This window comes from Streptomyces sp. 1114.5 (assembly GCF_003635085.1).
Lineage (GTDB): Bacteria > Actinomycetota > Actinomycetes > Streptomycetales > Streptomycetaceae > Kitasatospora.
On record NZ_RBXE01000002.1, the window covers coordinates 1,290,401 to 1,316,704 of the forward strand.

A 26,304-nucleotide genomic window follows, 5' to 3' on the forward strand; every position below is an offset into this window, starting at 1 on the left:
ATGGCCATGCCGTTGCGCCAGACCGTGCGGGTCGGCACCTACCTCATGCAGCAGAAGCTGCTCAAGCGACGGGAGAAGTTCCCGCTGATCGTGGAGCTGGAACCGCTGTTCGCCTGCAACCTCGCCTGCGAGGGCTGCGGCAAGATCCAGCACCCGGCGGGCGTCCTGAAGCAGCGGATGCCCGTCGCCCAGGCGGTCGGCGCGGTCCTGGAGTCGGGTGCCCCGATGGTCTCGATCGCCGGCGGCGAGCCGCTGATGCACCCGCAGATCGACGAGATCGTCCGCCAGCTCGTCGAGCGCCGCAAGTACGTCTTCCTGTGCACCAACGCGCTGCTGCTGCGCAAGAAGATGGACAAGTTCACGCCCTCGCCGTACTTCACCTTCGCCGTGCACATCGACGGCCTGCGCGAGCGGCACGACCAGTCGGTGGCCAAGGAGGGCACCTTCGACGAGGCGGTGGCCGCGATCAAGGAGGCCAAGCGACGCGGCTTCCGGGTCACCACCAACAGCACCTTCTTCAACACCGACACCCCGCAGACCGTCATCGAGGTGCTGGACTACCTCAACGACGAACTGAAGGTGGACGAGATGATGATCTCGCCCGCCTACGCCTACGAGAAGGCCCCCGACCAGGAGCACTTCCTCGGCGTCGAGCAGACCCGGGAGCTCTTCCGCAAGGCCTTCGCCGGCGGCAACCGCAGGCGCTGGCGGCTCAACCACAGCCCGCTCTTCCTGGACTTCCTGGAAGGCAAGGCCGACTTCGAGTGCACCCCCTGGGGCATCCCCAACTACTCGCTGTTCGGTTGGCAGCGGCCCTGCTACCTGATGGCCGACGGCTACGTGCCGACCTACCGCGAGCTGGTCGAGAAGACCGACTGGAGCAAGTACGGCCGCGGCAAGGACCCGCGCTGCGCCAACTGCATGGCCCACTGCGGCTACGAGCCGACGGCCGTCCTCGCCACCATGGGCTCGCTGCAGCAGTCGCTGCGCGCCATCACCGAGACCGTCAGCGGCAACAAGGCCCGCTGAGCCGGGAGTCGACCCCCCAGGTCGGCACCCCGGGTCGGCACCCGGCCCGGGCCCCGCGTGCCCGGGCCGGCTCCGCCCTCCGCCGGGCGGAGGCACCACCGCACCGCTTCGAGTCGTGAGGTGTACCCATGTCACTGCTCTCCCGCGTCACGTCGCCGGCCGAGCTGCGCAAGCTCCCGGCGGCCGAACTCCCGCTGCTCGCCGACGAGATCCGCGACTTCCTGATCGACGCCGTCACCCGCACCGGCGGACACCTCGGGCCCAACCTCGGCGTGGTGGAGCTCACCATCGCCCTGCACCGGGTCTTCGACTCGCCGTACGACCGGATCGTCTTCGACACCGGCCACCAGAGCTACGTCCACAAACTCCTCACCGGCCGCCAGGACTTCACCCGCCTGCGGATGCGCGGCGGACTATCCGGCTACCCATCGCGCGGCGAGTCCGAGCACGACCTGGTCGAGAACTCGCACGCCTCCACCGCGCTCTCCTACGCCGACGGCCTGGCCAAGGCCGCCCAACTGCTCGGACAGCACGACCGGCACACCGTCGCGGTGATCGGCGACGGCGCCCTGACCGGCGGGCTCGCCTGGGAGGCGCTCAACAACATCGCCGAGGCCCGCGACCGGCCGCTGGTCATCGTCGTCAACGACAACGAGCGCTCCTACGCCAGGACCATCGGCGGGCTCGCCAACCACCTGGCCACGCTGCGCACCACCCAGGGCTACGAGCGCTTCCTCGCCCTCGGCAAGGAGGCGCTGCAGCGCACCCCGCTGGTCGGGCAGCCGATCTTCGACGCCCTGCACGGCGCCAAGAAGGGGTTCAAGGACGCCTTCGCCCCCCAGGGCATGTTCGAGGACCTGGGGCTCAAGTACCTCGGGCCGATCGACGGCCACGACGTGGGCGCGGTCGAACAGGCACTGCGCCAGGCCCGCAACTTCGGCGGGCCGGTCATCGTGCACTGCCTGACCGTCAAGGGGCGCGGCTACCGGCCCGCCGAACAGGACGAGGCCGACCGCTTCCACGCCGTCAACCCGATCGACCCGTACACCTGCCTGCCGATCTCGCCCAGCAGCGGGGTCTCCTGGACCTCGGTGTTCGGCGACGAACTGCTCGCGCTGGGCGCCGAACGGCCGGACCTGGTGGCGATCACCGCCGCCATGCTCCAGCCGGTCGGTCTGGCCGGATTCGCCAAGGCCTACCCGGCGCGCACCTTCGACGTCGGGATCGCCGAGCAGCACGCCGTCACCAGCGCGGCCGGGCTGGCCACCGGCGGGCTGCACCCGGTGGTCGCGGTGTACGCGACCTTCCTGAACCGGGCCTTCGACCAGGTCCTGATGGACGTCGCCCTGCACCGGCTGGGCGTCACCTTCGTGCTCGACCGCTCCGGGGTGACCGGACCGGACGGAGCCTCGCACAACGGCATGTGGGACATGTCGATCCTGCAGGTCGTCCCCGGCCTGCGACTCGCCGCGCCGCGCGACGCCGAACAGCTGCGGGCGCAGCTGCGCGAGGCCGTCGAGGTCAAGGACGCGCCCACCGTGGTGCGCTTCCCGAAGGGCAACGTCGGGCCCGCGGTGCCGGCCGTCGAACGGATCGGCGGGGTGGACGTGCTGCTGCGCACCGGGCGGCCGGCCGAGATCCTGCTGGTCGCCGTCGGCACCACCGCCTCCGCCTGCCTGGACGCCGCCCGGCTGCTGCTCGCCGAGGGCTTCACCGCGACCGTGGTCGACCCGCGCTGGGTCAAGCCCGTCGACCCGGTGCTGCCCGAACTGGCCGCCGCCCACCGGCTGGTGGTCACCGTCGAGGACAACGGCCGTACCGGCGGCGTCGGTTCGGCGATCGCCCAGGCGCTGCGCGACGCCGACGTGGACGTACCGCTGCGGGTGCTCGGACTGCCGCAGGAGTTCCTCGGGCACGCATCGCGCGGGGAGATCCTGGAGGAGGCCGGGCTCACCGGGACCGGGGTCGCCGCCCAGACCGCCGTCTTCGCCAAGAACCTGCTACCGACCCGAGGAGCGAACCCGCGCCATGCCGGCTGAACCAGACCGCCCCGCCGTCGACCGCCGCGCCGTCGATTCTCCTGCTGTCGACCGCCGGGCCGTCGACCGTCCCGCCTTCGACCTCGCCGCCCTGATCGCCGAACGCGGCGCCGAGCGCTACGAGTTGAACAGCCGCTACCTCAATCCGCAGCTGTCCCGGATGCTCCACACCATCGGCTTCGACAAGTACTACGAGCGTGCTGCGGGGCCGTACTTCTACGACGCCGAGGGCAACGAGTACCTGGACATGCTGGCCGGCTTCGGCATCTTCGCGCTCGGCCGCCACCACCCGGTGGTGCGCTCGGCGATCCAGCAGGTGATGGACCTCGACCTGCCGGACCTGGTCCGCTTCGACTGCTCGCCGCTGCCCGGCCTGCTGGCCGAGCGGCTGCTGTCGTACGCGCCCGGGCTGGACCGGGTCTTCTTCGGCAACAGCGGGACGGAGGCGGTGGAGACCGCGCTGAAGTTCGCCCGCTACGCCACCGGACGCCGGCGGATCCTCTACGCCGACCACGCCTTCCACGGGCTGACCACCGGCTCGCTGTCGGTCAACGGGGAGAACGGCTTCCGCAAGGGCTTCGAGCCGCTGCTGCCGGACACCGCCATCCCGCTCGGCGATCTCGGCGCGCTGGCCAAGGAGCTCAAGCGCGGCGACGTCGCGGGGCTGATCGTCGAACCGATCCAGGGCAAGGGCGTCCAGGCGCCGCCGCCGGGCTGGCTGCGGGCCGCCCAGGCGCTGCTGCACGAGCACAAGGCGCTGCTGATCTGCGACGAGGTGCAGACCGGGATCGGCCGCACCGGCGAGTTCTTCGCCTACCAGCACGAGGACGGCGTGCTGCCCGACCTGGTCTGCGCGGCCAAGGCGCTCTCCGGCGGGTACGTCCCGGTCGGGGCGACGCTCGGCAAGGGCTGGATCTTCGAGAAGGTGTACTCCTCGATGGACCGGGTGCTGGTGCACTCGGCCAGCTTCGGGTCGAATGCCCAGGCCATGGCGGCCGGGCTGGCGACGCTGGAGGTGATGCGGGACGAGAAGGTGGTGGAGAACGCCCGCAAGGTCGGCGACCAGTTCCGCGAGCGGCTGACCGCGCTGGTCGACAAGTACGAGCTGCTGGCCGAGGTGCGCGGGCGCGGGCTGATGATCGGCATCGAGTTCGGCCGGCCCAAGTCGCTCAAGCTGCGCACCGGGTGGACGGCCCTGCAGGCGGCGCGCAAGGGGCTGTTCGCGCAGATGATCGTGGTGCCGCTGCTGCAGCGGCACCGGATCCTGACCCAGGTGTCCGGGGACCACCTGGAGGTGATCAAGCTGATCCCGCCGCTGATCATCACCGAGCGGGACGTGGACCGCTTCATGGACGCCTTCACCGACATCATGGACGAGGCCCACCGGGGCAGCGGCCTGATGTGGGACTTCGGGCGGACGCTGGTGAAGCAGGCGGTCGGCAGCCGCTGACGACCGGGCGCGGGGAGTGGGAAGTCGGCCGGGCCGACTTCCCACTCCATGGGAGACACCGCGTCAGAGCTCGGTCCGGCGGCGCCGGATGACCACCACGAGATCGACGACGGCGACCAGCGAGAGCAGGCCGCAGGCGACGGCGAAGCCGGTGAGGGTGCCCCGGCCGGGTGCACCGTCGACCGGGGAGACGGCCGCCCAGACCGCGAAGCCCACCGTCGCCAGCACGAACAGCGGCGTGAAGATGAGCGAGAGCAGGTAGCGGAGCTTGAGGTCGCTGCGGGCGGTGGCCGGCTCGGTGCCGCTGCGCCACCGTCGCGGGGTGGTGGTGCGCATCGCGGTTCACCTCCGGACCACGCGGGTCGGGCTACGATTCCAGCGTACGTCCGAGGGGGCTAGCCGGGGGAGGCGCGATGTCGGGGTCGGACGCGGTGGGGTCGGGTGCGGCGGGGCCGGACGCCGAGGGGTACGCGGGGCTGCGGATCGAACGGGCCAGGGAGTTGGCCCGGCGGCACGGCTGGGCCTCGGTCCGGGTGCTGGAGCCGGGGGCGATGATGACCATGGAGTACCGGCAGGGGCGGCTCAACCTCGCGGTGCGGGACGGTGTGGTCGAGCGCAGCTGGGAGGGGTGAGGCGGCGCGCTGCCCGGGCCGGCGGATTGCCCGGGACCGGCCGTCGGCGGGTTTCGGGTCCAGGCCGTCCACGGGTTTCGGGGCCGGCGGGTTTCCGGTACGGCCGTCGGCAGGCCTTCCCGGTACGAACGGCTCTCAGCACGGCAGGGGCGGGCGGCCGAAGCGGCGGTGGAGCCGCTGCTCGGCGGCGGCGACCAGGGGTTCCAGCAGCGGCAGCGAGAGCAGGACGAGCAGCCCGGCGGCCCAGCCGGCCAGCACGTCGGTGACCCAGTGGGTGCCCAGGTAGACCGTGGTGAGGCCGATCGAGCAGGCCGTCGCGGCGGCGATCACGGCGCCGGTGCGCCGCCAGCGGACGGCGAGGTAGGCGAGCACGCCCCAGGTGACCACGGCGTTGGCGGTGTGGCCGGAGGGGAAGATGGTGCCGCCGGAGAACAGCTCGGGCGAGCCGACGTACTGGGCGTAGTGCGGGCCGAGCCGACCGGTGACGATCTTCACCGCGCCGACCGTGACGTTGAGCAGGAGCAGCGCGATGCCCATGACCAGCAGTGGGCGCAGTCGGCCGAGGCGGCGGGCGCGCCAGGCGAGCCAGGCGAAGGCGGCGATCGCCGAGGGGCCGCGCTGCCCGGCGACCACCCAGGTGTCGAGCAGGGGCTCCAGCCGGGGCCACCGCTCGTACGGGCGCAGCAGGCGGACCGACCAGTCGAGGTCGACCAGGGCGGTGTTGAGCAGGACGCCGGCCAGCACCAGCAGGTAGACGGCGAGGGTGGCGGCGAGCAGGGCGGCCCGCCGTCGGCTCATCGGCGGCCAGCCGGGCTCGCGGTGGTCGTGGGCGTCGCCGCGGCGGCGGTGGTCGCGGTGGTCGCGGGCGTTGCCGGGGCCGCGGGGGTCGGGCCGGGCCGGGCCGCGCGTGCCGCGGGGGAGGTCCAGGCCGGTGGTGGCCGTGCGGTGGTCCGACCCCTGTCGCGGAATGGGAGCGCGGGTACTTCTGGATTGCACGGGGTGACCTTACCCATCCGGACAGGGCTATTCCGGGGGTAATTGTCATTTTCCCGGGAAATCGACAATTGGGTCGTCCCGGCGTGACTCGGGGGGTGATTTCCACTATTCTCGGATCGAATATCAGTGTGGTCTTCGAATGATTCTGCAAAAGCGCCGGTAAAGGAAACGGAGCGGGGAGCCGGTCCGCCCGGCCTCCCGCCCCGTGGTCACCCTGTGTAGGTTCCGTGCTCAGTCGAGGGGGCCGCCCGCGACGTAGATCACCTGGCCGGAGACGAAGCCGGCGCCCTCGCTGGCCAGGAAGGAGATGGTGTGGGCGACGTCCTCAGGCAGACCGACCCGCTGGACCGGGATCTGAGAGGCCGCGGCCCGCTTGAAGTCTTCGAAGTCCATGCCGACCCGGCTGGCGGTGGCTGCTGTCATGTCCGTGGCAATGAAGCCGGGCGCGACGGCGTTGGCGGTGATGCCGAACTTGCCCAGCTCGATGGCCAAAGTCTTGGTGAAGCCCTGCAGGCCCGCCTTCGCGGCCGAGTAGTTGGCCTGGCCGCGGTTGCCCTGGGCGGAGGAGGAGGACAGGTTGACGATGCGGCCGAAACCGGCGTCGACCATGTGCTTCTGCACCGCGCGGGTCATCAGGAAGGCGCCGCGGAGGTGAACGTTCATGACCGTGTCCCAGTCGGACTCGGACATCTTGAAGAGCAGGTTGTCGCGGAGCACGCCCGCGTTGTTGACCAGGACCACGGGGGTGCCGAGCTCGGCGACCACGCGGTCGACGGCGGTCTGGACCTGCTCGGCGTCCGAGACGTCGGCGCCGACGGCCAGGGCGTTTCCGCCCGCGGCGGTGATCCGGTCGACGGTGTCCTTGCCGGCCGCCTCGTCCAGGTCCAGGACGGCGACCGCGTAGCCGTCGGCGGCCAGCCTGACGGCGGTGGCGGCGCCCAGACCGCGGGCGGCACCGGTGACGACGGCGACCCGGGGGGTGCTGCTCTGCTCGCTCATGCTCGCTCTCGTCTCTCTCGGGGGTTGCCTCCGGGGGAGAGCCCCCGGAGAGGGTGGCCACACCCTACCGGCGAGTAGGGAGCGCGGCCAGGGTGGAGAGGCGCAGGTGACGGTCGGTAAGGACCGACCGGTCGGCTTTCTGCTGAGAACGGGTTACTGCAAGTGGTTCGCGGCGAGTAAATATGCCAATGTTGCCGAACCTGCGTCTACTATCCGCCCCTGCCTGCCAGCAAGGGCCCGCCGTTTGTATAGTGTCCGCCAGCAGCCACCGGCTGCACGGCTGGAGCGCCCTCCCTCATAGCTGGACGCCCACTCGCCGTTACTGCCCCACCCGGGTGTCCCACACACACCGGGTGTGACATCGGGACGGATACATGGTGCTGGGGGAGATCCCGACAACCCGCGTGTCCGCGCGACTTCAGCAGTCGCCCGGTCACCTGATTCGCGTTGCACAGCAGGTTCACACCCGGCTGTGGTCCGAGCACGTCGGAGCCGATCTCACGGCTCCGCAGTTCGCCGTACTGCTGGTCCTGGCCCTGGAACCGGGTGCGGACCAGCGCACGGTCGGCGAGAGAGCCTCGCTGGACAAGGCCACGATGGCGGAGATGGTCGCGCGGCTGGTCCGCCGCGGCCTGGTGCTGCGCAGGCGTGACCCGGCCGACGGCCGGCGCAAGCTGCTCGCCCTGTCGCAGAGCGGCGCCCAGGCGGTGCGCGAGGCCACCGGTGGTGTGGTCCGCGTCCAGCGCGTCCTGTTCGAGCCGCTCACCGCGGACGAGCAGGTCGAGGTCGTCCGGGTGATGGCCAAGATAGCCAGGCTGGAGCCCGCAGCGGTCGCCGTCTTCACGGACGCGCGGCCGATACTGGACGCCCAGCGGGCGATCGGCTACCTGATCAGGGTGAGCCAGCAGGTGCACACCAAGCTCTGGTCGGAGCACGTCGGCTCCGAGCTGACGGCCCCGCAGTACGCGGTGCTGGACGCGCTGGAGCTGGAGCCGGGCGCCGACCAGCGCACGGTCGGCGAGCTGGCCTCGCTGGACAAGGCCACGATGGCCGAGATGGTGAGCCGACTGGTGCGCCGCGGTCTGGTGCAGCGTCGGCGCGACCCCTCGGACGGGCGGCGCAACCTGCTCTCGCTCTCACCGGCGGGACAGGACCTGCTGCACCGCTCGGCCGCCGGGGTGGCCGAGGTCCAGCGGCTGCTGCTGGCTCCGCTGGAGATCGGCGAGCACGAGGCTGCGCTCGCGCTCATCGCCAAGGCGGCAAGGCTTTAGACCAAGCCTTGGTAACAACAGCCAAAACGATTCGCCAACTGATCGAGAGCCTGACGCTGTCGGCGTCGGTGAATCACGGCATGCCGAAGACCGCCCACTCCTGAACGGTGTGGGCGGTCTTCGGCATGAGGCCGGTCTTCGGCTTGACCGGGTTTCAGGGCCCGGCGGGCCGTGGGACGGGCCGGGCCGTGGGTCGGGTCAGTTCCAGTCGAAGCCCTGCGGGTCCGGCCCGATGCGCTTGCCGGTGGCGACGGCGGCGATCGCGGTGAGGTCCTCGGCGTCCAGCTCGAAGCCGGCGACGTCCAGGTTCTCCCGGATCCGGGACGGGGTGACCGACTTCGGGATGGCGATCACACCGCTCTGCAGGTGCCAGCGGAGCACGACCTGGGCGACCGTGCGGCCGTGCTTCTCGGCGATCTTCACCAGGGCCGGCTCGGCGAGCAGCTCGCCGCCCTGGCCCAGCGGGCTCCACGCCTCGGTGGCGATGCCGTGCCGGGCGTGGAAGGCGCGCAGCTCCTCCTGCGGGAAGTACGGGTGCAGCTCGACCTGGTTCAGCACCGGGACGACCGAGGCCTCGTCGAGCAGGCGGGTCAGCTGCTCGGTGCCGAAGTTGGAGACGCCGATCGACTTGACCCGGCCGTCCGCCTTCAGCTGCTCGAAGGCCTTCCAGACGTTCAGGTAGCTGCCGTGCATCGGGCGCGGCCAGTGGATCAGGTACAGGTCGATGTAGTCGAGGCCGAGCTTGGTCAGCGAGGCGTCGAACTCGCGCAGCACCGCGTCGCGGCCCTGCTCGCCGGACCAGTCGCGGGTGCCGGAGTTCCACAGCTTGGTGGTGATGTAGAGGTCCTCGCGGGCGACGCCGCCCTTCAGCGCCTCGGCGATCGCCGCGCCGGTGCCGGCCTCGTTCTCGTAGATGGCCGCGGTGTCGATGGAGCGGTAGCCCGCGTCGATCGCGGAGCGGACGGCGGCGGTGGCCTCGCCGTCCGGGACCTGCCACACGCCGAAGCCGAGCTGCGGGATCTGTGCGCCGTCGTTGAGGGTGACGCTCGGGATGTTGCTCACGGGACGGGATGCCCTCCTGGTCGTTGGTGCTTCCAGTGGGGGGCAACTGGCTGCGGAACGGGATTGTTCCCGCCGAATGGGCGAATTTTGGGCCAAGGTTTGCGAAGCGTCGCGGGGGTTCGGGCAGGGCTCGGGAGGCGGCCGGGAGGAGGTCGGGAACGGTTCCGGGCGGGGTGTTCGGGGGTCGGTGGCCCGTCGTGCGGGGCCCGAGGGGCCTGGTGGGGCTGCGTGGGCGCGTGTGGGTGGGTCAGGGCGGGCGGAGTGGTCGGGCGGTCGGGCGACCGGGCGGGCGAGGCGACGGAAAACCTGTTGCGCGGGTCACATCGGGTTGGCAGGCTCGCGGACATGACCTCCTGACATCAGGGCGCTTCGTGTCCTTCCCATGTCCGTCCGGCGCTCCGTCCGGACCTGTCGAGGCGCCGCGTCGTCGCGCCGCGCCTCCGTCGCCCGTCGGCTCGTGCCGTCCGCGTGAGCCGCGCCGCCGTGTCGTGCGGCACGTGCCCGCTCGCACTCGTGTTCCCCCGTACCTCCGCACCGTTCGTATCGGAGTGTCATGCCGCTCTCCTCCCTGCCGTTGGCCGATCCCGGCAGTCCCGACCTCTCCTCACCCCTGGCGTTCCTGCGCTGGCTGCAGCGCAGTCAGCGGCGCGGGCAATGGCTCGCCACCTGGTGGACACTGCTCGAAATGGGGTGTCAGGCCGCCCTGCCGATACCGCTCGGGCTGGGCGTGCAGGCCGCCGTCGACGGTGACGCCGGCGGGCTCTGGCGGGCCGGCGGGCTCGCGCTGCTGCTCGCCGCGGGAGCCGCCACGGGCACTGTCCTGTCGCACCGTCAGGCGGTCTGGAACTGGATCCACGCCGCTTGTCAGGTGCGGCAGTTGGTCGCCCGGCAGGCCTCGAACCTGGGGGCCGGGCTGTCCCGTCGGATCGCCACCGGGGAGGTGGTCGCGGTCGGCAGCGGGGACGTCGAGCGGATCGGCTGGTACGTGGAGCTGGTCGCCCGGGTCCGGTCCGCGGTGATCGTCTGGCTTGCCGTCAGCTCGGTGGTCCTGGTGGTCGAGCCGGTGCTGGGCCTCGGCGTGCTGCTCGGCGTCCCGGTGCTGGCGGCCTCGGTCTGGCCCTTGATCGGGCCGTTCGAGCGGCGCTACGAGCAGCAGCGGGCGCTGGGCGGGAAGGCCACCGAGCTGGCCGCCGACACGGTGGCCGGGCTGCGGGTGCTGCGCGGCATCGGTGGCGAGGAGCTGTTCCTGGAACGGTACCGGGCCGCCTCCCAGAAGGTCCGGGCGGCGGCCGTCCGCTCGGCCCGGATCTGGTCCCTGATGCAGGCCCAACAGGTGCTGCTGCCGGGCCTGTTCGTGGTCGGTGTCACCTGGTACGGCGCGCGGCTGGCGGCCGACGGCGAGCTCGCCGTCGGCACCCTGATCGCGGTGTACGGCGCGACCGCCTTCCTGGCGGCGCCGCTGCGGATCCTGGGCGAGGCGGCGCACGCCTGGAGCGTCGCGCGGGTCTCGGCCGGGCGGGCCGTCCGGGTGCTGTCGCTCAGCCGGACCGACGGCGCGGCCGAGGCCTCGTTGACCGGTCCGGCCAAGGCCGACCTGTACGACCCGGTGACCGGGCTGACGGCGCGGGCCGGCGAGCTGACCGCGGTGGTCTGCGGGGACCCGGACTTCGCCGGGGCGCTCGCCGAACGGCTCGGTGGGCACGTCCCGTTGGCCGAGGGCGAGCAGGAGCAGCCCTCCGTACGGCTCGGCGGTACGGAGCTGGACGCGGTGCCGCTGACCGAGGCAAGGGCGGCGGTGCTGGTCCACGACAAGGAGCCGGTGCTGCTCTCCGGCACGCTGGCCGAACTGTTCGAGGTCCCGCGCTCGGGCCGGGTCTCGGCGCCCGAGGCGCTGGCCGCCGCCCGGTCGGACGACGTGCTGGAGGCGCTGGTGGACGGCTCGCCGGAGTGCGCGGGCGACCCGATGCGCGCCCGGATCACCGAACGCGGGCGCTCGCTGTCCGGTGGGCAGCGTCAGCGGCTCGCGCTGGCCCGGGCACTGCTGGCGGACCCGCCGGTCCTGGTGCTGGACGAACCCACCAGCGCGGTGGACGCCCACACCGAGTCCAGGATCGCCACCGGGCTGCGGGACACCCGGGCGGGCCGCACCACGGTGGTGTTCGCGACCAGCCCGCTGTTGCTCGACCAGGCGGACCGGGTGGTGCTGCTGTGCGACGGCCGGGTGGCCGCGGCGGGGCGGCACCGGGAGCTGATGCGGTCCGAGCCGGCCTACCGAGCCGTGGTCACCCGCGACGAGGAGGCGGCCCAGCCGGTGGGGGAGGCCGTGTGAACAGGTCCGTGAGCAGGTCCGTGGACCAGTTCCCGAGTAGGTCCGTGGGCCGGGTCCCGTGCAGATCCGTCAACTGCCGTGCGACGCAACCGAGGAGTACGTCATGAAGCCCCCCGTCCATGAGGAGCAGGGGCCGACCGCCACCCTGCCGGTCGGCTCGCCGGCTGCCGTGCGCGGATACCTGTTGCTGCTCGCGCGGCGGCACCGGGCCGGGTTCTCCGTGGTGGTGGCGCTGCACTCGCTGTCCACGCTGGCCGGGCTGGTCGGCCCCTGGGTGCTCGGCAGCCTGGTCGAGTCGCTGGCCACCGGCACCGCCGGGGCCACGATCACGGTGGCCGTCGCCTGGTACCTGCTGGCGCTGGTGGCGCAGGCCGCCTTCACCGGCTGGTCGCGGATGCGCGGCGCGGTGCTCGGCGAGCGGGTGCTGGCCGACCTGCGCGAGGACTTCCTGGTCCGCTCGGTCGCGCTGCCGACCGGTGTGCTGGAGCGGGCCGGCACCGGGGACCTCGTCTCCCGGGGCACCACGGACGTCGACCGGCTGGACAAGTCGGTCCGCGAGGCGGTGCCCGAACTCGCCGTCGCCGTGGTCTCGTTGCTGCTGGTGCTCGGCGCGCTGCTGATCACCTCGCCGCTGCTCGCGCTGACCTCGCTGGTCGGGCTGCCGCTGCTGCTGGCCAGTTCCCGCTGGTACTTCCGGCGCGCGCCGCAGTCCTACCGCAATGAGTCGGCCGGGTACGCCGCGGTGAACACCGTGCTGGCCGAGACGGTGGACGCCGGGCGGACGGTCGAGGCGCTGCGGCTGGGCGACCAGCGGATCCGGCTGACCGACCGCAAGCTGCGCGAGTGGCTGGCCTGGGAGCGCTACACCCTGTGGCTGCGCTCGGTCTGGTTCCCGACCATCGACGCGGTCTACACCGCGGCGGTGCTCGCGACGCTGGTGTTCGGCGGGCTGTTCACCCTCCGGGGTTGGATCACGGTGGGCCAGTTGACCACCGGCGTGCTGTACGCGCAGATGCTGACCGGCCCGGTGGACATGATCCTGCGCTGGTACGACGAGCTGCAGATCGGACAGGCTTCGCTGGCCCGGCTGGTCGGCGTGCGCGAGGTGCCGGAGCACGAGGGGGACGAGTCGGCCCGCCCGGACGGCCGTCGGGTCGAGGCCCGGGACGTCCGGTTCGGCTACCGCGAGGGCGCGGACGTCCTGCACGGGATCAGCCTGGACGTCGCCCCGGGCAGCCGGGTCGCGCTGGTCGGGCCCTCCGGGGCGGGCAAGTCCACCCTCGGACGGCTGCTGGCCGGGATCTACGCCCCCGGCCGCGGCAGTGTGACCCTCGGCGGGGCGGCGCTGTCGCGGATGCCGGCCGAGCGGGTGCGCGCCGAGGTCGCCCTGGTGAACCAGGAGCACCACGTCTTCGTCGGCACCCTGCGGGACAACCTGAGGCTGGCCGCGCCCGAAGCGGACGACACCGAGCTGCGGGCCGCGCTGGACGCGGTGGACGCCGGCGCCTGGGTGGACGCCCTGCCGGAGGGGCTGGACACCGAGGTGGGCTCGGGCGGCGCCTCGCTGACCCCGCCGCAGGCCCAGCAACTGGCGCTGGCCCGGCTGGTGCTGGCCGATCCGCACACCCTGGTGCTGGACGAGGCCACCTCGCTGCTCGACCCGCGCGCCGCCCGGCACCTGGAGCGTTCGCTCTCCCGGGTTCTGGAGGGCCGGACGGTCATCGCCATCGCCCACAGGCTGCACACCGCGCACGACGCGGACGTGATCGCGGTGGTCGAGGGCGGGCGGATCAGCGAGTACGGCAGCCACCCGGAGCTGGTCGCGGCCGGCGGACCGTACGCGGCGCTCTGGCGCTCGTGGCGGGACGAGCGGTAGCGGTAGGGACGCCGGGGACGAGCGAGTAGGGCGCAGCGGAACGAGCGGGTGGGGGTGCGCCGGCTCGCTGCGGGGTTCAAACCCGCACGGGGTCGGATTGCCCCGTGCGGGTTACTCCCTGGCCCGGAAGGGCGCGTATCCGGGCAAAACGGCGGCCCGGCCCGCAGACTGCTCCGGTGACCAAGACTTCGGACGGCTCGTCCCGCACGCCGCGCGGTGAGATCGGCGGGATCCCCACGCGCTACATCGGGATCGGCGTCATCGTGATCCTCGCCGTGTGGTTCCTGTTCGCCAACCTCGACAAGGTGAAGATCCAGTTCTGGGTGTTCACCGTCACCGCCCCGCTCTGGATCGCACTGCTGGCCACGCTCCTCGCGGGTGGTGTGCTGGGCTGGCTGCTGAACGGGCGGCGCAACCGGTGACCGCAGCTCCCGGGCCGCCCCAGGGCGGCCCCTCGGCCTTCACCCCGCTCATCGAGATGCGCGGGGTCAACAAGCACTTCGGGGACCTGCACGTGTTGCAGGACATCGAACTGACCGTGGGCCGCGGCGAGGTCGTCGTGGTCATCGGCCCGTCCGGCTCCGGCAAGTCCACGCTCTGCCGGGCGATCAACCGGCTGGAACCGATCGAGAACGGCACCATCCTGATCGACGGCGAGCCGCTGCCCGAGGAGGGCAAGGGGCTGGCCCGGCTGCGGGCCGAGGTCGGCATGGTGTTCCAGTCCTTCAACCTGTTCGCGCACAAGACCGTGCTGCAGAACGTCTCGCTCGCACAGATCAAGGTCCGAGGCCGGCCCAAGGCGGATGCGGACACCAAGTCCCGCGCGCTGCTGGAGCGGGTCGGCCTCGCCTCGCAGGCCGACAAGTACCCGGCCCAGCTCTCCGGAGGCCAGCAGCAGCGGGTCGCGATCGCCCGCGCGCTCGCCATGGACCCCAAGGCGCTGCTGTTCGACGAGCCGACCTCGGCGCTCGACCCCGAGATGATCAACGAGGTGCTGGACGTCATGCGCCAGCTCGCGCACGAGGGCATGACGATGATCGTGGTCACCCACGAGATGGGCTTCGCCCGGGCCTCCGCGAACCGGGTGGTGTTCATGGCGGACGGCCGGATCGTCGAGGACCGCGCCCCGGAGGCCTTCTTCAGCGCCCCCGAGAGCGAGCGCGCCCGGGACTTCCTGTCCAAGATCCTGAAGCACTGAGGCGGCGCCGTGAACCGTGAGACGACGCCCGGCGGCGCCGGCCCGGGGGCGGGCAGGCGCGTGCTCGCCGCCGCCCTGCTGCTCGCCGCGCTGGCGACGGGCTGCGGCAAGCCCGGCACCCCGCCGCCCAAGGGCCCGCAGCCCAGTGCGCTCCCCAGCTACCAGGTGCAGGACGCCTCCTCCATCACCGGCTCGCCGACCCTGGACGCGGCCCGCGGCCGGGGCCACCTGGTGGTCGGCGCCAAGGAGGACCAGCCGTACCTGGGCCAGAAGAACCCGGCCACCGGCGAGTACTCCGGCTTCGACATCGAGATCGCCAAGATGGTCGGCGCCTCCCTCGGCTTCCCGCCGAGCAGGATCCAGTTCAAGACGATCGCCTCCGCCAACCGCGAGACCGCGCTGCAGAACGGCCAGGTGGACTACTACGTCGGCACGTACACCATCAACGACAACCGGAAGAAGCTGGTCGGCTTCGCCGGGCCGTACTTCATCGCCGGGCAGTCGCTGCTGGTGCGCAAGAACAACAACAGCATCCACGGCCCGCAGGACCTGAACGGGAAGAAGGTCTGCTCGGCGGCCGGCTCCACGCCGTTCCAGCGCATCCAGTCGAAGTACCCGAAGGCCAAGCTGATCGGCTACGACACCTACTCGGCCTGCGTGGACAACCTGATCACCGAACAGGTCGACGCGGTGACCACGGACAACGCGATCCTGCTCGGCTACGCGGCCAAGGTGCCGGACGAGCTCAAGGTCGTCGGCCCGCTGTTCTCGACCGAGCCGTACGGGATCGGGGTGCCGAAGAACGACACCGCGCTGCGCCTGGCGCTGGACGACGCGCTGCAGCACCACGAGCAGAACGGCGACTGGAAGAAGGCCTTCGAGGCGACCCTCGGGCTCTCCGGGGAAACCGCGCCGAACCCGCCGCAGATCGACCGGTACTGAGAGGGCCGCGCCGTGAAAACGCTGACCGACAACTGGTCGACCTACTGGGACGGCTTCCTCGGCACGCTCTCGCTGTTCGCGGTGAGCGCCGTGCTGTCGCTGGTGCTGGGGGTGCTGATCGCGAGCTTCCGGGTCTCGCCGGTCAGACCGCTGCGGGTGTTCGGGACGGCCTGGGTCACGGTGCTGCGCAACACGCCGCTGACCCTGCTGTTCTTCATCGTGGTGCTGGGCCTGCCCCGGTTCGACATCACCCTGCCCTTCTATGCCTTCGCGGTGCTCGCGCTGGGCTGCTACACCTCGGCCTTCGTCTGCGAGGCGATGCGCTCGGGCGTCAACACCGTGCCGACCGGGCAGGGCGAGGCGGCCCGCAGCCTCGGCATGAGCTTCGGGCAGACGATGAGCCTGGTGGTGCTGCCGCAGGCGTACCGCTCGGTGGTGGCGCCGATCGGCAGTGTGATGATCGCGCTGGCGAAGAACACGGCGATCGCCGGCTCGTTCAGCGTCACCGAACTGCTGGGCACCTACCGGACCATCAACGAACTGGGCTACAGCATCGTCTGGACCTTCGTCTGGATCGCCGTCGGCTACCTGATCATCACCCTGGCCATCAGCGCCGTCTTCAACCTGCTGGAACGACGAGTGGCGGTGTCCCGATGACCGTTGAATCCTCGGCGCTGTACGACATCCCCGGCCCGAAGGCGCTCGCCCGCCACCGGCTGTACGGCGGGATCGCGCTGCTGGTGATCGCGGGCGTGGTCGCCTGGGTCGTCTACATGCTGTTCCACACCCACCAGTTCACGTACGCCAAGTGGCAGCCCTTCGCGTACCGGGGCGTCCAGGACCTGCTGCTGCGCGGGCTCGGCAACACCCTGCGGGCCTTCGGCTGGACGGTGCTGTTCGCGCTGCCCTTCGGCGCGCTGTTCGCGGCCGGGCGGCTGTCCGACCACCGGGTGGTGCGCTGGTTCTCCACGCTGGTGGTCGAGTTCTTCCGGGCCATGCCGCTGCTGGTGATGATCTTCTTCGTGTTCGTCGCCCTCAAGGTGCAGCCGCTCTGGGCGCTGGTGGCCGGACTGGTGCTCTACAACGGTTCGGTGCTGGCCGAGGTGTTCCGGGCCGGCGTGCTCGCGGTGCCCGCGGGGCAGCGGGAGGCGGCGTACGCGCTGGGCATGCGCAAGACCCAGGTGATGGCGAACGTGCTGGTGCCGCAGGCCAACCGGGCGATGCTGCCGGCCATCATCAGTCAGCTGGTGGTCGCCCTGAAGGACACCTCGCTGGGCTTCCTGATCACCTACGAGGAGTTCCTGCACGCGGGCAAGCTGATCGCCACCAACCTGGACTACGACCTGCCGTTCATCCCGGTGGTGATCGTGATCGCGCCGATCTACATCGGCATGTGTCTGCTGCTCTCCTGGCTCGCCCGCTTCGTCGAGAAGCGCAGCCGGCGCAGCCCGAGCATGCGGGGCGGGGCGCCGGTGGTCAAGGCCGGGGTGGCGATGGGGCTACCGCCGTCGGCGCAGCAGTGAGAAGGATGGTTCGGTTCTTAACCATAGGTGTGGATGGGGTTAGGTCCGCAGGCTCCAAATTCCTCTTATGATTGCGAGGCTGCAGCGGACGAGGGGCGGAGGGGCCATGGAGCCGGTGTTCGACTCGCGACACATCAGGACCTTCCACGAGGTCGTACGGGCCGGTTCGTACTCGGCTGCCGCCCGGGAACTCGGCTACACCCAGCCCGCCATCACCCAGCAGATGAAGGCCCTCGAACGCACCGTCGGCGTCCCGCTGTTCACCCGTGCCGGGCGCGGGCTGCGGCTCACCGAGGCGGGCGAGGCGCTCTCCCGGCACGCCGAGGTCATCCTCGGCAGCATGTCCGCCGCCCAGCAGCAGCTCGCCGCGCTCGCCCGGCTGCGCGCCGGGCGGGTCCGGGTCTGCGCCTTCCCCAGCGCCAATGCCACCCTGATACCCGAGGCGATGGCCCGGCTGCTGGCCGAGCACCCCGGCGTGCGGGTCGAACTGCTGGAGGCCGAGCCGCCGGACTCCGTCCAGCGGCTGCTGCGCGGGGAGTGCGACATCGCGCTGGCCTTCCGCTACCCGGGCGTGGCCACCGAGGTGCCGGACGGGCTGGACGAGATCCCGCTGATGGAGGACCTGCTCACGGTGCTGCTGCCGGTCGGGCACCCGCTCGGCCGCCGGCACGCCGTGCGGCTCGCCGACCTCGACGGCGAGCGCTGGATCGCCGGCTGCCCGCGATGCCGGGCCAACCTGCTGCACGTGTGCGCGGAGGAGGGCTTCGCACCGGACATCGTCTTCTCCACCGACGACAACCTCGCGGTGCAGTCCCTCGTCGCCGCCGGGGTCGGGATCGCCCTGATGCCCGCACTGGTGCTCTCCTTCATGTGCCACCGCAAGGTCACCGGCCGGGCCGTCGAGCCGCACCTGCGGCGGCAGGTGAGTGCGTACGTGCTGCGCGAACACCGCCGCATCCCGGCCACCGGACTGGTGCTGGACCACCTGCGGCAGGCGGCAGCGAGCAGGGTGGGGTGCTGATCCATAAGGCGGGGTAGGGGTAATGCTTACGAACCCTCCTTGGACGTGATAGGTCGGTAGGTCCGAACCTGCTGACATGACACCCCCAGCCACGGTCGCCCACGACCGGCTCACCGACCGGCTCACCGAGCGGATGACGGCGCTGATCAGTGAGATCCGCGCCGTCGTGGACCGAGGACTGCCCCCGGAGCTCACCGCCTACCTGGTCGGCGAGCGCCTCGCCCCCCACCTGCTCGCCGACCAGGACGGACCCGACGCGCTGCTCACCCCCGCCCAGTGCGAGGGCGACCCGCAGCGCTACCGCCAGCACGTCCTGCACGCCGAGGAGGACGGCAGCTTCTCCGTCGTCGCCCTGGTCTGGCTGCCCGGACAGCAGACCCCGATCCACGACCACGTGTCCTGGTGCGTGGCCGGCGTCCACCGGGGCCAGGAGAGCGAGACCCGCTACCGGCTGGTCTCCGACGGCCGCACCGCCCGGCTGGTCGAGACCGAGCACGTGGCCGGCCCGGCCGGCACCGTCGCCGCCTTCGCCCCGCCCGGCGACATCCACCTGGTGCGCAACGCCTGCAGCAGCACGGCCATCTCCATCCACGTGTACGGCGCGGACGTCTCGCGGCTCGGCACCAGCATCCGGCGGGTCTACCGGCTCCCCGCCGGCCAGGAGCAGTGAGCGGCGGCGTGGCACTCACCCTCAAGCAGCGCACCGCCCGCACCCGCTCGCTGCGCACCAGCTCGCTGCCCCCGATGCGCGGGGACGCGCCCGGGCTGCTGCTCGCGGCCCTCGGGGTGGCGGCCGCCGTCGGCGTCCACGCGGTGGTGCCGGCGGTGCCCAAGCTCACCGCCGCCGTGGTGCTCGGCATGGCGGCGGCCCACCTGCCGGGGCTGCGGCCGGTGGTCCGCGGGGTCGCCCGGCCGGGGCTCTCCATGGCCGGGAAGCGGCTGATGCGGCTCGGGATCGTCCTGCTCGGGCTCAAGCTCAGCCTGGACGACGTGCTCGGCCTCGGCTGGGCCACCGTCGCCATGGTGCTCGCGGTGGTCGCCGCCACCTTCGCGGGGACGCTCTGGCTGGGCCGCAAGCTCGGCCTGCCCGGGGACCAGCCGCTGCTGGTCGCCACCGGGTACTCGATCTGCGGCGCCTCGGCGATCGGCGCGGTCAGCCAGGCGGCGGGCAGCGAGGAGGAGGACGTCGCGGCCTCGGTGGCGCTGGTCACCCTGTGCGGGACGCTGGCGATCGCCGTCCTGCCGCTGCTCCAGCAGCCGCTCGGGCTCGGCGAGGTGGAGTTCGGGCGCTGGGTCGGCGCGAGCGTGCACGACGTCGGCCAGGTGGTCGCCACCGCGCAGACCGGCGGGGCGGGGGCGCTGCGGGAGGCGGTGCTGGTCAAGCTGATGCGGGTGGTGCTGCTGGCGCCGCTGGTCGCGGGGGTGGCCGTGGCGGTGCGGCGGAACCTGCGGCGGAGCCGGCAGGGGATGGCGGGGGTCCGGGGCACGGGTGGGGTCGGGAACGCGGCCGGGGGCCCGGGTGGGGCCGAGAACTCGGTGAAGACCGGCAGTCGGCCGCCGATCGTGCCGCTGTTCGTCGCGGGGTTCCTCGCGATGATCGTGCTGCGGACCACCGGTGTGCTGCCCGAGCGGGCGCTCGGCCTGGCCGGGGACGCCCAGGAACTGCTGCTGGCCGCCGCGTTGTTCGGGCTCGGCAGTGCGGTGCACCTGCCGACCATGATCCGGACCGGTGGGCGGATCGCCCTGCTCGGGCTCGGCTCCTGGGTGGTCGTCGCGGGCGTCTCCTACGCCGGGGTGCTGATCACGACCTGACGGGAGCGGTCCCGGACTCGGCTATTGTCGGGCGGGTACTCGTCCGCACCAGGACGGTCCGGTGCTCGTACCGGGGCGGTTCGGCAGGCGGGTCCACCCGAGTTCCTTCGAGTTCACGCGAGTTCGTCCGAGCCAGCGCGAGTCGGTTCGGCTTGGTTCGAGCCGGTTTCGAGTCGGTTCGAGCTCCGCGTGGGTTCGCCCGAGTCCGCCGAGGAGGACGGATGACCACCGCACTGCCCGAGCGGGACGGCCCCGAGGCCGTCGTCACGCTCGACCGACGGGAAGGACCCTTCGGAGAGGTGGTGCTGCGACAGCGCGGTCGGCACTTCGAGATCATCGCCAACGGCTGCTTCCTGATGGACACCGCCGACGGACGCTCGGAGCGGCTGCTGATCCAGGCCGCGCTGGACGAGCTGGACCGGACCGGCGGGCGGGTCGACCGGCCGTCGGTGCTGATCGGCGGCCTCGGCGTCGGCTTCTCGCTGGCGTACGCGGTGGCCGAACCGCGCTGGGGACGGATCGCCATCGTCGAGCGGGAGACCGCGATCATCGACTGGCACCGGAACGGCCCGCTCGGCGCCTTCTCGGGCGGCGCGCTCGATGACGAGCGGGTCGCGGTGCTCCACACCGACCTGTTGGAGTACCTCGCGGCGGCGGACGGCGAGCGCTACGACGCGCTGTGCCTGGACATCGACAACGGGCCGGACTGGACCGTCACCGAATCCAACAACGGGCTGTACGGCGCGGACGGGCTCGCGGTGCTCTGGCACCGGCTGCGGCCGGGCGGGGTGCTGGCGGTGTGGAGCGCGCAGCCGTCGTCGGCCTTCGAGGAAGCGCTGCGGGCAGCCGGGTTCTCGGACGTGGCGACGCACGAGATCCCGGTGTCGCGCGGGGTGCCGGACGTGGTGCACCTGGCTCGGCGCGCGAGCTGAGGGTGAACTCGGCCGGTGCGCCGGGTGGTTGGCGATGACCGCTCCATCGGGCTTGTCGCCGGGCGAAGTTGGGGGTCGGGCGGAGACGGTGGTGGCCGGTGGCTGAGAGCGGGACTGCCTCGGAGCGGATCGCGGCCGAGCTCCGACGGCGCAGCGCGGCAGGGGAGTTGGCGCCGGGGACACGGGTGCCGTCCACCCGGCGGATCACCCGGGAGTTCCGGGGTGCGGCGGCGGGTGGCTGACCAGGTAACGGGTAACGGCTGACAGATTTCAGCCGACAGATTTCAGGTAACAGATTTCAGATTTCAGCGAACAAAATCTGAAATCTGTTACCTGTTACCTGCCATCTGTTACCCGAACGGGCGGTGCTCCGGTGCCGGCTCCGCCTCGGCCGCGGCCTGGGGCTCCTCCGCCGGCGTGGACGGGAGGTTCGGCATGGCGAAGGGGTTGAAGTCCGGCGGCGGGATCATCACCGGGGTGCCCTTGCGCGGGGGCGCCTCCTCGTCCGCAGCGGGCGCCGGAGTCGGGGCCGGAACGACCGGCGGGGTCGAGGGCGGCGGAGGGACGGCGGGGCCCTGGGCGAGGGTGGTGCCGAACGGGTCGTTCTTCTGCTCGGCCGAAACCGTGGTGCCGAAGGGGTCGGCGGCCGCGGGCGCCGGGTGCGGCTGCTCGGTCGGCGTGGACGGGAGGTTCGGCATGGCGAAGGGGTTGAAGTCCGGCGGCGGGATCATCACCGGGGTGCCCTTGCGCGGGGCGTCCTGCTCGGTCGCCACGGCCTCGGCGGCGGGCTCGTCGGAGACCGGGGCGAACGGGTTGAAGTCCGCGGGCGGTACCCGTACCGGCGTGCCGCGCAGGTGCACCGGCAGCTCGTCCGGCTCCTCCTCCGTCGCTTCCACCGCCTCCTCCTCCGCAGTCGCCCGCTCGGAGACCGCCTCGACGGGCACGGAGGCGGCAGCGGGAACGGAAGTGAAGCTCGGAGCCGGGGCGGGCTCGCCGTCCCACCCGAACTGGATGCTCTTCAGCAGCTCCGCGAACGCCTCGGTGTAGAGCTCCCAGTCCTCCGGCCGTGCCGTGGACAGCTGCGCGCAGAGCACCGTCCCGCCATCCGGCAGCGGGACGAACGCCTGGACGGCCGAGGTGACGACCCAGCGTCGCTGTCCGTCGGCGGCCAGCGGCCCGGGCACCGGGACGGTCCGTCCTTCGACCAGGACGGCGGCGGGGCCCGCCGGCAGCAGGACCGTCCACACCTCGGCGTGCCGTCGGACGGTGGCCAGCTCGGTGGCGAGCGCGGTGATCGGCAGCGGGTGCCGGGCGAGCGAGACGACGAGGGCGGCGTCCGAGGTACGGCCGTCCCGTTCCAGCGCGCAGACGCCCGCGTACACGACGCCCGCGTCGTGGATCAGGTCGGCCAGGGTGGCGGAGATCACCGCGAAGTCGCGGCGCGGTTCGCGGCCGGTGCCGCTGAACAGCTCCTCGGCGACCTCGGCCAGGTGTCCGGTCAGCTCCTCGGCCGCCGCCACCGTGGCGGGGACGGCCCCGTCGGTCCGGACCTCGTCGGTCCGGCCCGCGCCGGGCTGCTCGGCCCCGGTGCGCAGCGCGGGCACCGTACGGGCGGAGACTCCCGGGGGCCCGCCCGGAGAGGTCAGCGGGTGGAAGCCGGTCGGGACGACCAGTCGGACCTCGGCGCCCGCGCCGGTGGGCAGTTCGACCGGCTGCCGGGTCTGCTGCCCGGCAGCCAGCGCGGCCAGCGCGGGGGCGAACGGCGGGCGCAGCTTGGCGTCGGCGAACTCGCCGGTGACCGGCAGCTGGAACAGTGCGGCCGAGGTGGTGCCCCGGTCGGCGATGGCCCCGCGCACGGCTCCGCCGCCGTAACGGGCCTGCAGGGCGGTGATCACCCGGTCGGCGAGCGGCGCGCCGGTGCCCGGTCGTGCGGTGCCGGCGGTGATCACCGTGCCGAGCCGGTCGAGCGCGGCGTGCACCGGCCCGTTGGGTGCCAGCGGCAGGCCGAACAGCGCCTCGGCGGCGGGGTGGCCGGCCGGGCGCACGGCGCTCAGCGTGGCCGCCGGGTGGCGCGAGGTGTGCTCGTCGAAGAGGGCGTCGGTGAGCGTGCCGAGGGTCGCACAGACCTGCTCGGCTGCCGCGAAGGGGTTGGCCTCCGCACTGAACTGGACGTCCTGGGTCAACTGGTGAGCCCCCCGCTCTGCTCCGTCTGCGATCGGTGGTTCGGTGGTTCGGGTGGGGTCGGGCGTGCCGTGGCGGCGCGCCGTCAGATCCCCGCCCATTCCTATCAGAGGCCACCGTCCTGACCGAACCGAAGGATCATTCGATGATCACTCGGACGATCGGGCCGCCCCTCGTCGTGACCACCACCGGGAGCGGGAGCGCTGCCGTGCGCAACGCTTACGGCGTCGGTTCGTCCGGGGACCCGGTGCCGAGCGCGGTGACCGCGTCGAGGATCCCCGGGACGGCGAACAGCCCGGCGAGGTCCCGAACCAGGCGACCGGTCGGTCCCTGCGGGTGCTCGTCCGCGAGGAAGGAGGCCAGTTCGACCGCGAGCGCCGGCTCCCGGGCGGCGGTGAGGGTGAGCGCCGCGACGAACTCCTGCACCAGGTGCAGCTGCAGCTCCTCCAGCGGCACCGAGCGCTCGCCCAGCCACTCCAGCGAGGTGATCTCGGCGTTGGCGATCCAGGCCCGGACGGTCAGCCGCAGTCCGGGGCTGGGCGAGGGGACGGCCAGATGGGCCAGGATCTGTTCCTGGGCGGCCCGGCGCACGTCGTCGATCACCGCCGAGGTGTCCGCGCTGGCCGCCACCGTGCCGCCCCGCAGCAGCGCGGCGAAGCCGGGGCCGTGGCTCTGCACGAAGTCCAGGTAGCGGCCCATCACCCGGTACAGCCGCTCCGAGAGCGGCCCCTCCATGGGCTCCTCGAAGCGGGCCGACAGCTCCTGCCCGGCCCGGCGCAGCGACTCCTCGTACAGTGCCTGCTTGCCGGGGAAGTAGTGGTAGACGAGCGGCCGGGAGGCGCCCGCGGCGGCGGCGATGTCGTCGATCGACACCTCCTCCGGCGGGCGCCGGCTGAACAGCTCCAGGGCGACCGCGATCAGCTGCTCCCGGCGTTCGTCCACGCTCAGCCGGCGGCGCGGCCGCTCACCGGCCGCCGCCCGGCCGGGTGCGGAGGTCCGTGCTGCGCGGTCGGCCGTCGGGGACGGCGTGCGGGAGGCCATGCGCGCCACCCTATCCGGCGGTCGTCCGGCGGCCCATGCGGCCTGATCCGACAAGATCCACAAGGCGCGCCCTACGCGGCCCGGAAGTCCAGGTAGCGGCGGTAGGCGTCGAGGCCGTCGGGGACGAAGGTGTCGCGGGTGAGGCGGTCGGCGAGTTCGTCGGGGGTGAGCCAGGCGTGCCAGGCGACCTCGGACTCCTGCGGGGAGACCGGGCCGTCCCACTCCGCCTCGTACGTGTCGCACCACCAGGCGAGCTTGCCGCCGTCGGGCTCCCGGAAGAGGAACTTGAACAGCGGGCGCGGGACGATGCCGTGGACGCCGAGCTCCTCCTCGGCCTCACGGACGGCGGCCTCGGCGTAGCTCTCGCCGGAGCCGACCACGCCGCCGACGAACATGTCGTGGGCGCCGGGGGCGAACAGCTTGGTGTCGGTGCGGCGGTGGACGAAGATCCGCCCGGCCGGGTCGCGGACCAGGATGAAGACACAGCGGTGGATCAGACCGCGCCGGTAGACCTCTCCGCGCAGGGCGGTCCCGATCACCCGGTCGTGCTCGTCGACGACGTCCAGCAGTTCTTCGGCAGGGTTGGCCATGGGGGACAGGTTAGGGTTTCGGGGCCCGGCTCGAACGGATTCCCACGAACTTTCGAACAATGGGCGGACTACGACGGACGATGACGGTCAGGACGGCTGGAGGCGGCGCGCGGTGGTGGAGATCTGGGGCGAGACGGCCGAGGGGTTCGAGCCCGTGCGAGCGGCGTTCGCACGGAACTTCGCGGAGTACGGCGAGCTCGGCGCGGCCTTCGCACTGTACGTGCGCGGCCGCAAGGTGGTCGACCTGTGGGGCGGTGACGCCCGGCCCGAGGTGGGTGGGCGGCCCGCGCCGGCGGTGCCGTGGACGGCGGACACCGCGCAGGTGCTGCGCTCGGCGACCAAGGGGATGACCGCGACCGCCGCGCTGCTGGCCGTCGAGCGCGGCCTGCTCGACCTGGACGCGCCGGTGGCCTCGTACTGGCCGGAGTTCGCCGCGCAGGGCAAGGGTGGGGTGCCGGTGCGCTGGCTGCTCTCGCACGAGGCCGGGGTGCCCGCGCTGGACGTGCCGCTGCGGCTGGAGGACGTGCTCACCTGGGAGCGCGCGGTCGCCGCGGTGGCCGCCCAGGCCCCCGCCTGGGAGCCGGGGACGGCGCACGGCTACCACCCGTACACCTTCGGCTGGTTGGTCGGCGAGGTGGTGCGGCGGGTGACCGGTCGGACGATCGGACAGTACTTCGCCGAGGAGGTCGCCCGGCCGCTCGGGCTGGACCTGTGGATCGGGCTGCCGGCCGGGGCCGCACCGCGAGTCGGCAAGCTGGTCGACCTGCCCGCCCCGGAGGCGGCCCGGACCGGCCCGAGCGGGCTGCGGCTGCGGCCCAAGCAGTCCGTCCGGGACGCCTACCAGGATCCGACCTCGCTGACCGCGCGGGCCTTCGCCTCGGTGCGCCCCGGGGTGGACATGAACGATCCGGCGGTGCAGGCCGCCGAGATCCCCGGCGGCGGCGGCATCGGCACCGCCCGCTCGCTGGCCCGCTTCTACGCGGCGCTGATCGGGGCGGCGGACCGTCCCGACGGCTCCGGCGTGCTGCTGCCGCCACTACTGGGGCCCGAGGTGCTGGCCCGTGCGGTCGAACCGGCGGTCAGCGGGCCGGACCGGGTGCTGATCGTCAACTCCACCTTCGGCCTGGGCTTCTGGCGGCACGGCCCGACCGCGCCGATGGCCTCCCCGGCGAGCTTCGGCCACCCCGGCCGGGGCGGCTCGCTGGGCTTCGCCGACCCGGAGCTGGGGCTGGGCTTCGGCTACGTCACCAACGGCATGCAGCCGGGCGTGACCGGGGACGTCCGTTCACGGAACCTGATCCGCGCGGTGCGGGGGTGCCTGGGGCTGTCCTGAGTCGCGGGCGCAAGGGCCTGTCCGGCAAGGTCCACTGGCCGGGCCGTA

The 26,304-nt window shown here is 72.5% G+C and carries 24 protein-coding genes; 17 read left to right on the forward strand and 7 right to left on the reverse strand.

Features of this window, described 5'->3' with window-relative positions:
• The 3 genes from hpnH (at position 1) to BX285_RS28920 (ending at position 4,518) form a co-directional block, all read left to right on the forward strand.
• A complete protein-coding gene (gene hpnH / locus BX285_RS28910; RefSeq protein WP_097235207.1) occupies positions 1-1,029 on the forward strand; it encodes an adenosyl-hopene transferase HpnH in 1,029 nt (342 codons plus the stop codon).
• A 128-nt stretch (positions 1,030-1,157) separates the two neighbouring features.
• Complete coding sequence (gene dxs / locus BX285_RS28915) at positions 1,158-3,068, forward strand: 1-deoxy-D-xylulose-5-phosphate synthase (RefSeq protein ID WP_121178707.1); 1,911 nt, start codon at positions 1,158-1,160, stop codon at positions 3,066-3,068.
• On the forward strand, positions 3,058-4,518 hold the full coding sequence (locus tag BX285_RS28920) for an aspartate aminotransferase family protein (protein ID WP_121178708.1): 1,461 nt from the start codon (positions 3,058-3,060) through the stop codon (positions 4,516-4,518). The genes dxs and BX285_RS28920 overlap by 11 nt, the downstream gene beginning before the upstream one ends.
• 63 nt (positions 4,519-4,581) lie before the next feature.
• Here BX285_RS28920 and BX285_RS28925 read toward each other — a convergent pair whose 3' ends face one another.
• Positions 4,582-4,854: a DUF6343 family protein gene (locus BX285_RS28925; RefSeq protein ID WP_097235204.1), complete on the reverse strand. Its 273-nt coding sequence runs from the start codon at positions 4,852-4,854 to the stop codon at positions 4,582-4,584.
• A gap of 77 nt (positions 4,855-4,931) precedes the next feature.
• Between BX285_RS28925 and BX285_RS28930 the strand changes: the two genes are divergently transcribed.
• Positions 4,932-5,150 (forward strand): I78 family peptidase inhibitor, encoded by a 219-nt coding sequence (locus BX285_RS28930; RefSeq protein ID WP_030056530.1) that lies wholly within the window; start codon positions 4,932-4,934, stop codon positions 5,148-5,150.
• A gap of 135 nt (positions 5,151-5,285) precedes the next feature.
• Here BX285_RS28930 and BX285_RS28935 read toward each other — a convergent pair whose 3' ends face one another.
• Both BX285_RS28935 and fabG read right to left on the reverse strand, forming a co-directional pair.
• Positions 5,286-6,146 (reverse strand): phosphatase PAP2 family protein, encoded by an 861-nt coding sequence (locus BX285_RS28935; RefSeq protein ID WP_259470833.1) that lies wholly within the window; start codon positions 6,144-6,146, stop codon positions 5,286-5,288.
• A 231-nt stretch (positions 6,147-6,377) separates the two neighbouring features.
• Positions 6,378-7,145 (reverse strand): 3-oxoacyl-ACP reductase FabG, encoded by a 768-nt coding sequence (gene fabG, locus BX285_RS28940; protein ID WP_097235203.1) that lies wholly within the window; start codon positions 7,143-7,145, stop codon positions 6,378-6,380.
• 404 nt (positions 7,146-7,549) lie between these two features.
• On the opposite strand from fabG, the gene BX285_RS38750 reads away from it, so the two are divergent.
• Complete coding sequence (locus BX285_RS38750) at positions 7,550-8,416, forward strand: MarR family winged helix-turn-helix transcriptional regulator (protein ID WP_259470834.1); 867 nt, start codon at positions 7,550-7,552, stop codon at positions 8,414-8,416.
• Between the two features lie 198 nt (positions 8,417-8,614).
• Here BX285_RS38750 and BX285_RS28950 read toward each other — a convergent pair whose 3' ends face one another.
• Positions 8,615-9,478 carry an aldo/keto reductase gene (locus BX285_RS28950; RefSeq protein WP_121178709.1) on the reverse strand — a complete coding sequence of 288 codons (864 nt, stop codon included), beginning with the start codon at positions 9,476-9,478 and terminating at the stop codon, positions 8,615-8,617.
• Positions 9,479-10,031: 553 nt separating this feature from the next.
• Between BX285_RS28950 and BX285_RS28955 the strand changes: the two genes are divergently transcribed.
• The 11 genes from BX285_RS28955 (at position 10,032) to BX285_RS29005 (ending at position 21,111) form a co-directional block, all read left to right on the forward strand.
• Complete coding sequence (locus tag BX285_RS28955) at positions 10,032-11,807, forward strand: ABC transporter ATP-binding protein (RefSeq protein ID WP_121178710.1); 1,776 nt, start codon at positions 10,032-10,034, stop codon at positions 11,805-11,807.
• Positions 11,808-11,910: 103 nt separating this feature from the next.
• Complete coding sequence (locus tag BX285_RS28960; protein ID WP_121178711.1) at positions 11,911-13,683, forward strand: ABC transporter ATP-binding protein; 1,773 nt, start codon at positions 11,911-11,913, stop codon at positions 13,681-13,683.
• Positions 13,684-13,859: 176 nt separating this feature from the next.
• Positions 13,860-14,105: a LapA family protein gene (locus BX285_RS28965; protein ID WP_097235199.1), complete on the forward strand. Its 246-nt coding sequence runs from the start codon at positions 13,860-13,862 to the stop codon at positions 14,103-14,105.
• 56 nt (positions 14,106-14,161) lie between these two features.
• The gene (locus BX285_RS28970; RefSeq protein WP_097239829.1) at positions 14,162-14,881 is read left to right on the forward strand and encodes an amino acid ABC transporter ATP-binding protein; all 720 of its coding nucleotides are present in this window, start codon (positions 14,162-14,164) and stop codon (positions 14,879-14,881) included.
• 60 nt (positions 14,882-14,941) lie between these two features.
• The gene (locus BX285_RS28975) at positions 14,942-15,823 is read left to right on the forward strand and encodes a glutamate ABC transporter substrate-binding protein (protein ID WP_121178712.1); all 882 of its coding nucleotides are present in this window, start codon (positions 14,942-14,944) and stop codon (positions 15,821-15,823) included.
• A gap of 12 nt (positions 15,824-15,835) precedes the next feature.
• Complete coding sequence (locus BX285_RS28980; RefSeq protein ID WP_121178713.1) at positions 15,836-16,480, forward strand: amino acid ABC transporter permease; 645 nt, start codon at positions 15,836-15,838, stop codon at positions 16,478-16,480.
• Positions 16,477-17,346, forward strand: a complete 870-nt coding sequence (locus BX285_RS28985) for an amino acid ABC transporter permease (protein WP_097235197.1) — start codon at positions 16,477-16,479, stop codon at positions 17,344-17,346. Before BX285_RS28980 ends, BX285_RS28985 begins: the two co-directional genes overlap by 4 nt.
• A gap of 115 nt (positions 17,347-17,461) precedes the next feature.
• Positions 17,462-18,367 (forward strand): LysR family transcriptional regulator, encoded by a 906-nt coding sequence (locus tag BX285_RS28990; protein WP_097239827.1) that lies wholly within the window; start codon positions 17,462-17,464, stop codon positions 18,365-18,367.
• Between the two features lie 76 nt (positions 18,368-18,443).
• The gene (locus BX285_RS28995; RefSeq protein WP_121178714.1) at positions 18,444-19,037 is read left to right on the forward strand and encodes a cysteine dioxygenase family protein; all 594 of its coding nucleotides are present in this window, start codon (positions 18,444-18,446) and stop codon (positions 19,035-19,037) included.
• A gap of 74 nt (positions 19,038-19,111) precedes the next feature.
• On the forward strand, positions 19,112-20,179 hold the full coding sequence (locus BX285_RS29000; RefSeq protein ID WP_121179067.1) for a YeiH family protein: 1,068 nt from the start codon (positions 19,112-19,114) through the stop codon (positions 20,177-20,179).
• A 221-nt stretch (positions 20,180-20,400) separates the two neighbouring features.
• Complete coding sequence (locus BX285_RS29005) at positions 20,401-21,111, forward strand: spermidine synthase (protein WP_097235195.1); 711 nt, start codon at positions 20,401-20,403, stop codon at positions 21,109-21,111.
• A gap of 350 nt (positions 21,112-21,461) precedes the next feature.
• On the opposite strand, the gene BX285_RS29015 is transcribed toward BX285_RS29005, so the two are convergent.
• The 3 genes from BX285_RS29015 to BX285_RS29025 form a co-directional block, all read right to left on the reverse strand.
• Positions 21,462-23,294 (reverse strand): hypothetical protein, encoded by a 1,833-nt coding sequence (locus BX285_RS29015; protein WP_121178715.1) that lies wholly within the window; start codon positions 23,292-23,294, stop codon positions 21,462-21,464.
• Positions 23,295-23,511: 217 nt separating this feature from the next.
• Positions 23,512-24,333 carry a TetR/AcrR family transcriptional regulator gene (locus BX285_RS29020; RefSeq protein WP_121178716.1) on the reverse strand — a complete coding sequence of 274 codons (822 nt, stop codon included), beginning with the start codon at positions 24,331-24,333 and terminating at the stop codon, positions 23,512-23,514.
• A gap of 71 nt (positions 24,334-24,404) precedes the next feature.
• Entirely contained in the window at positions 24,405-24,923 is a 519-nt protein-coding gene (locus tag BX285_RS29025; protein WP_121178717.1) for an NUDIX hydrolase, read from the reverse strand.
• Positions 24,924-25,035: 112 nt separating this feature from the next.
• Here BX285_RS29025 and BX285_RS29030 point away from each other — a divergent pair, with 112 nt between their 5' ends.
• Positions 25,036-26,256: a serine hydrolase domain-containing protein gene (locus BX285_RS29030; protein WP_257032280.1), complete on the forward strand. Its 1,221-nt coding sequence runs from the start codon at positions 25,036-25,038 to the stop codon at positions 26,254-26,256.
• Positions 26,257-26,304 lie beyond the last annotated feature (48 nt).

Coding starts and splice junctions, on each gene's coding strand:
- fabG (WP_097235203.1), bottom strand. CDS start 7,145: ATGAGCGAGCAGAGCAGCACCCCCCGGGTCGCCGTCGTCACCGGTGCC.
- BX285_RS28925 (WP_097235204.1), bottom strand. CDS start 4,854: ATGCGCACCACCACCCCGCGACGGTGGCGCAGCGGCACCGAGCCGGCC.
- dxs (WP_121178707.1), top strand. CDS start 1,158: ATGTCACTGCTCTCCCGCGTCACGTCGCCGGCCGAGCTGCGCAAGCTC.
- BX285_RS28955 (WP_121178710.1), top strand. CDS start 10,032: ATGCCGCTCTCCTCCCTGCCGTTGGCCGATCCCGGCAGTCCCGACCTC.
- BX285_RS29020 (WP_121178716.1), bottom strand. CDS start 24,333: ATGGCCTCCCGCACGCCGTCCCCGACGGCCGACCGCGCAGCACGGACC.
- BX285_RS28920 (WP_121178708.1), top strand. CDS start 3,058: ATGCCGGCTGAACCAGACCGCCCCGCCGTCGACCGCCGCGCCGTCGAT.
- BX285_RS29000 (WP_121179067.1), top strand. CDS start 19,112: ATGCGCGGGGACGCGCCCGGGCTGCTGCTCGCGGCCCTCGGGGTGGCG.
- BX285_RS28995 (WP_121178714.1), top strand. CDS start 18,444: ATGACACCCCCAGCCACGGTCGCCCACGACCGGCTCACCGACCGGCTC.
- hpnH (WP_097235207.1), top strand. CDS start 1: ATGGCCATGCCGTTGCGCCAGACCGTGCGGGTCGGCACCTACCTCATG.
- BX285_RS28985 (WP_097235197.1), top strand. CDS start 16,477: ATGACCGTTGAATCCTCGGCGCTGTACGACATCCCCGGCCCGAAGGCG.
- BX285_RS28960 (WP_121178711.1), top strand. CDS start 11,911: ATGAAGCCCCCCGTCCATGAGGAGCAGGGGCCGACCGCCACCCTGCCG.
- BX285_RS28930 (WP_030056530.1), top strand. CDS start 4,932: ATGTCGGGGTCGGACGCGGTGGGGTCGGGTGCGGCGGGGCCGGACGCC.
- BX285_RS29025 (WP_121178717.1), bottom strand. CDS start 24,923: ATGGCCAACCCTGCCGAAGAACTGCTGGACGTCGTCGACGAGCACGAC.
- BX285_RS28970 (WP_097239829.1), top strand. CDS start 14,162: ATGCGCGGGGTCAACAAGCACTTCGGGGACCTGCACGTGTTGCAGGAC.
- BX285_RS29005 (WP_097235195.1), top strand. CDS start 20,401: ATGACCACCGCACTGCCCGAGCGGGACGGCCCCGAGGCCGTCGTCACG.